The sequence below is a fragment of the Shigella sp. FC1567 genome (assembly GCF_001743015.1).
Classification (GTDB): domain Bacteria; phylum Pseudomonadota; class Gammaproteobacteria; order Enterobacterales; family Enterobacteriaceae; genus Escherichia; species Escherichia coli.
The window spans coordinates 1-4,853 of sequence record NZ_MIIV01000148.1; the positions used below are offsets into that span (position 1 = coordinate 1).

At 51.2% G+C, this 4,853-nt stretch carries 7 protein-coding genes; 5 read left to right on the forward strand and 2 right to left on the reverse strand.

Annotation, left to right across the window (positions count from 1 at the left end; genetic code table 11):
- On the reverse strand, positions 1-165 hold a 165-nt coding region (locus BHE85_RS10670; protein WP_047664789.1), incomplete at its 3' end, for an IS1 family transposase.
- A 184-nt stretch (positions 166-349) separates the two neighbouring features.
- Here BHE85_RS10670 and BHE85_RS10675 point away from each other — a divergent pair.
- The 5 genes from BHE85_RS10675 to nrdF all read left to right on the forward strand — a co-directional run bounded on the left by BHE85_RS10675 (position 350) and on the right by nrdF (position 4,620).
- Positions 350-679, forward strand: a complete 330-nt coding sequence (locus tag BHE85_RS10675; protein ID WP_001295174.1) for a DUF883 domain-containing protein — start codon at positions 350-352, stop codon at positions 677-679.
- Between the two features lie 247 nt (positions 680-926).
- Positions 927-1,172 carry a glutaredoxin-like protein NrdH gene (gene nrdH, locus BHE85_RS10680; RefSeq protein WP_001223227.1) on the forward strand — a complete coding sequence of 82 codons (246 nt, stop codon included), beginning with the start codon at positions 927-929 and terminating at the stop codon, positions 1,170-1,172.
- Entirely contained in the window at positions 1,169-1,579 is a 411-nt protein-coding gene (gene nrdI / locus BHE85_RS10685; RefSeq protein WP_000080947.1) for a class Ib ribonucleoside-diphosphate reductase assembly flavoprotein NrdI, read from the forward strand. Before nrdH ends, nrdI begins: the two co-directional genes overlap by 4 nt.
- Positions 1,552-3,696: a class 1b ribonucleoside-diphosphate reductase subunit alpha gene (gene nrdE / locus BHE85_RS10690; protein ID WP_000246544.1), complete on the forward strand. Its 2,145-nt coding sequence runs from the start codon at positions 1,552-1,554 to the stop codon at positions 3,694-3,696. The genes nrdI and nrdE overlap by 28 nt, the downstream gene beginning before the upstream one ends.
- A 9-nt stretch (positions 3,697-3,705) precedes the next feature.
- The gene (gene nrdF, locus BHE85_RS10695; protein ID WP_000777980.1) at positions 3,706-4,620 is read left to right on the forward strand and encodes a class 1b ribonucleoside-diphosphate reductase subunit beta; all 915 of its coding nucleotides are present in this window, start codon (positions 3,706-3,708) and stop codon (positions 4,618-4,620) included.
- 155 nt (positions 4,621-4,775) lie between these two features.
- Here nrdF and BHE85_RS27405 read toward each other — a convergent pair.
- On the reverse strand, positions 4,776-4,853 hold a 78-nt coding region (locus BHE85_RS27405), incomplete at its 5' end, for a hypothetical protein (RefSeq protein ID WP_242412314.1).

The following is a 4,853-nucleotide window of genomic DNA, read 5'->3' on the forward strand; positions in this document are numbered from 1 at the left end:
TTTCTGGTGCGTACCGGGCTGAGAGGCGGTGTAAGTGAACTGTAGTTGCCATGTTTTACGGCAATGAGAGCAGAGATAGCGCTGATGTCCGGCAGTGCTTTTGCCGTTACGCACCACGCCTTCAGTAGCGGAGCAGGAAGGACATCTGATGGAAATGGAAGCCACGCAAGCACCTTAAAATCACCATCATACACTAAATCAGTAAGTTGGCAGCATTACCCCGCGGGCCTACCTTACCTGATTGCGCATTCACAACGCTTTCAGAAAAGTCCATAAAGCCGCGATGAACCTCAGTTAAGAAAATTATGGTCTACACTGAAAATTACATCGAATTCTAATGGGGGATCATATGTTTAACCGACCGAACCGCAACGACGTTGATGATGGCGTGCAGGATATCCAGAATGATGTCAATCAATTAGCTGACAGCCTCGAATCTGTATTGAAGTCCTGGGGCAGCGACGCCAAAGGGGAAGCTGAAGCCGCACGCAGTAAAGCTCAGGCGTTGCTGAAAGAAACCAGGGCGCGAATGCATGGTCGTACTCGCGTCCAGCAAGCCGCGCGCGATGCCGTTGGCTGCGCGGATTCTTTTGTTCGTGAAAGACCCTGGTGTAGCGTGGGTACAGCAGCTGCGGTAGGTATTTTTATCGGCGCACTGTTAAGCATGCGCAAATCGTAGTGCAAAAATGATAATAAATACGCGTCTTTGACCCCGAAGCCTGTCTTCGGGGTTTCTTTTTGCCTGGTGAATCACAAAAATCCCCCTCCCCCGTCACGCTCATATCCAGGGTAATTTCGATCACTATTTGCTATATATTGTGTAGTTGAATCTTTTTCCAACTACATCTAGTATCTCTGTATCAACAGAGAGACAACCCGACGCGTATCATCGCGCCGTATCTTCATTTTAAACGGAAATACGAATCATGCGCATAACTATTTACACTCGTAACGATTGCGTTCAGTGCCACGCCACCAAACGGGCGATGGAAAACCGGGGGTTTGATTTTGAAATGATTAATGTCGATCGCGTTCCTGAAGCAGCGGAAGCGTTGCGTGCTCAGGGCTTTCGTCAGTTGCCGGTAGTGATTGCTGGCGATCTTAGCTGGTCTGGTTTCCGTCCGGACATGATTAACCGTCTGCATCCAGCGCCACACGCGGCCAGTGCATGAGCCAGCTCGTCTACTTCTCCAGCAGCTCCGAAAACACGCAGCGTTTTATCGAACGTTTAGGTCTGCCCGCGGTGCGCATCCCGCTCAATGAGCGGGAACGGATTCAGGTAGACGAGCCTTACATCCTGATCGTGCCCTCTTACGGCGGCGGCGGTACGGCTGGCGCGGTGCCACGACAGGTAATTCGCTTTTTAAACGACGAGCACAACCGGGCGTTGCTTCGCGGCGTTATTGCTTCTGGTAATCGCAACTTTGGTGAGGCGTATGGCCGCGCCGGAGATGTGATTGCCCGGAAATGCGGCGTGCCGTGGCTGTACCGTTTTGAACTCATGGGTACGCAAAGCGATATCGAAAACGTTCGTAAAGGAGTAACCGAATTTTGGCAACGACAACCGCAGAATGCCTGACGCAGGAAACGATGGATTACCACGCGCTGAATGCGATGCTTAACCTCTACGATAGCGCAGGTCGCATTCAGTTCGATAAAGACCGCCAGGCCGTTGACGCCTTTATGGCGACGCATGTGCGTCCGAACAGTGTGACCTTCAGTAGCCAGCAGCAGCGCCTGAACTGGCTGGTCAACGAAGGTTACTATGATGAAAGCGTTCTTAATCGCTACTCTCGCGACTTTGTCATTACGCTGTTTGCCTACGCACACACCAGCGGTTTTCGTTTCCAGACATTCCTCGGGGCATGGAAGTTTTACACCAGCTATACGTTGAAGACATTCGACGGTAAACGTTATCTGGAAGATTTTGCCGATCGAGTCACGATGGTGGCGCTGACGCTGGCACAAGGCGATGCGACGCTGGCGTTGCAACTGACCGATGAAATGCTGTCAGGACGCTTTCAGCCAGCCACTCCGACATTCCTCAACTGCGGTAAGCAGCAGCGCGGCGAACTGGTTTCCTGTTTTCTGCTGCGTATTGAAGACAATATGGAGTCGATTGGCCGGGCGGTAAATTCCGCACTGCAACTGTCGAAACGCGGCGGCGGCGTGGCATTTTTGCTGTCGAATCTGCGAGAAGCGGGCGCGCCAATTAAACGTATTGAAAATCAATCTTCTGGCGTAATTCCGGTGATGAAAATGCTGGAAGACGCATTTTCCTATGCCAACCAACTCGGCGCGCGTCAGGGGGCAGGTGCAGTCTATTTACATGCTCATCATCCCGATATTCTGCGTTTTCTCGATACAAAACGGGAAAATGCCGACGAAAAAATCCGCATTAAAACACTGTCGCTGGGCGTGGTGATCCCGGATATCACTTTCCATCTGGCAAAAGAGAATGCGCAGATGGCGCTGTTTTCGCCCTATGACGTTGAGCGAGTTTATGGCAAGCCGTTTGCCGATATCGCCATCAGCGAACACTATGACGAACTGGTTGCCGATGAACGCATCCGCAAAAAATACCTCAACGCCCGTGATTTCTTCCAGCGGCTGGCAGAAATCCAGTTTGAGTCCGGCTATCCCTACATCATGTATGAAGACACGGTAAACCGTGCTAACCCTGTCGCCGGGCGCATAAATATGAGTAATCTCTGCTCAGAGATTTTGCAGGTCAACTGTGCCTCAGAGTATGACGAGAATCTCGACTATGCCCGCACAGGCCATGATATCTCCTGCAATTTAGGTTCGTTGAATATTGCGCACACCATGGATTCCCCCGATTTTGCCCGCACGGTAGAGACTGCCGTGCGCGGTTTAACGGCGGTGTCAGATATGAGTCATATCCGCAGCGTGCCGTCCATCGAAGCCGGAAATGCCGCCTCACACGCCATCGGACTGGGGCAGATGAATTTACACGGCTATCTGGCGCGAGAAGGCATCGCTTATGGTTCGCCGGAAGCACTGGATTTCACCAATCTCTATTTCTATGCCATCACCTGGCACGCACTGCGTACCTCGATGTTGCTGGCGCGCGAACGCGGTGAAACCTTCGCCGGGTTCAAACAGTCACGTTATGCCAGTGGTGAATATTTTAGCCAATATCTGCAAGGTAACTGGCAGCCGAAAACGGCGAAAGTTGGCGAACTGTTTGCCCGCAGCGGTATTACGTTACCTACCCGTGAGATGTGGGCGCAACTGCGCGACGACGTGATGCGCTACGGCATTTATAACCAGAATCTTCAGGCGGTGCCGCCAACCGGTTCTATCTCTTATATCAACCATGCTACGTCGAGTATTCATCCGATTGTGGCGAAAGTAGAGATACGCAAAGAGGGCAAAACAGGACGCGTTTACTACCCTGCCCCGTTTATGACTAACGAGAATCTGGCGCTGTATCAGGATGCTTACGAAATCGGCGCAGAAAAGATCATCGACACCTACGCCGAAGCGACTCGCCATGTCGATCAGGGGCTGTCGCTGACGCTGTTTTTCCCCGATACCGCCACCACTCGCGATATCAACAAAGCGCAGATTTACGCCTGGCGCAAGGGTATCAAAACGCTCTATTACATTCGCCTGCGTCAGATGGCGCTGGAAGGCACTGAAATTGAAGGCTGCGTCTCCTGTGCACTTTAAGGAATATCTATGAAACTCTCACGTATCAGCGCCATCAACTGGAACAAGATATCTGACGATAAAGATCTGGAGGTGTGGAATCGCCTGACCAGCAATTTCTGGCTACCAGAAAAGGTGCCGCTGTCGAACGATATTCCTGCCTGGCAGACATTAACTGTCGTAGAACAACAACTGACGATGCGCGTTTTTACTGGCCTGACGCTGCTCGACACGCTGCAAAATGTTATCGGCGCGCCTTCGCTGATGCCCTATGCACTCACGCCTCATGAAGAAGCGGTATTATCGAATATCAGCTTTATGGAAGCGGTTCATGCCCGCTCTTACAGTTCGATTTTCTCGACGCTGTGTCAGACCAAAGATGTCGATGCCGCCTACGCCTGGAGTGAAGAAAACGCACCGTTGCAGCGAAAAGCTCAGATTATTCAGCAACATTATCGCGGTGATGATCCGCTGAAAAAGAAAATCGCCAGTGTGTTTCTTGAATCTTTTTTGTTCTATTCCGGTTTCTGGCTGCCGATGTATTTTTCCAGCCGCGGAAAGCTGACCAATACCGCAGATCTGATCCGTCTGATTATCCGCGATGAAGCAGTCCACGGTTACTACATAGGCTATAAATATCAGAAAAACATGGAAAAGATATCTCTGGGACAACGTGAAGAGTTGAAGAGTTTCGCCTTCGATTTGTTGCTGGAACTCTACGACAACGAGTTGCAATACAGCGATGAGCTGTACGCCGAAACCCCGTGGGCTGACGATGTGAAAGCGTTTCTCTGTTACAACGCCAATAAGGCTTTGATGAATCTGGGCTACGAACCGTTATTTCCCGCAGAAATGGCGGAAGTGAATCCGGCAATCCTCGCCGCGCTTTCGCCGAATGCCGATGAAAATCACGATTTCTTTTCCGGTTCACGTATAGGAAATTGAAAAACTAAGCGATACCCCTGTCCGCGCCTTATACCACGTGAGCTTTTCTGCTTTTCCCTCCACTCCGGTGTTTTCTCTCTCTGCATGGTCGATTCTTATACCGCAACAGGCTGTTTTTTATACTTGCACCGATTCCCGGGCACACTTAGCCTGTGTCAGGCCGGCATATACCTCAGCAGACTGATATCCCGCGCGTTTTTCTTCAGCCCCTCCACATTCAGTCCCGCGATGGC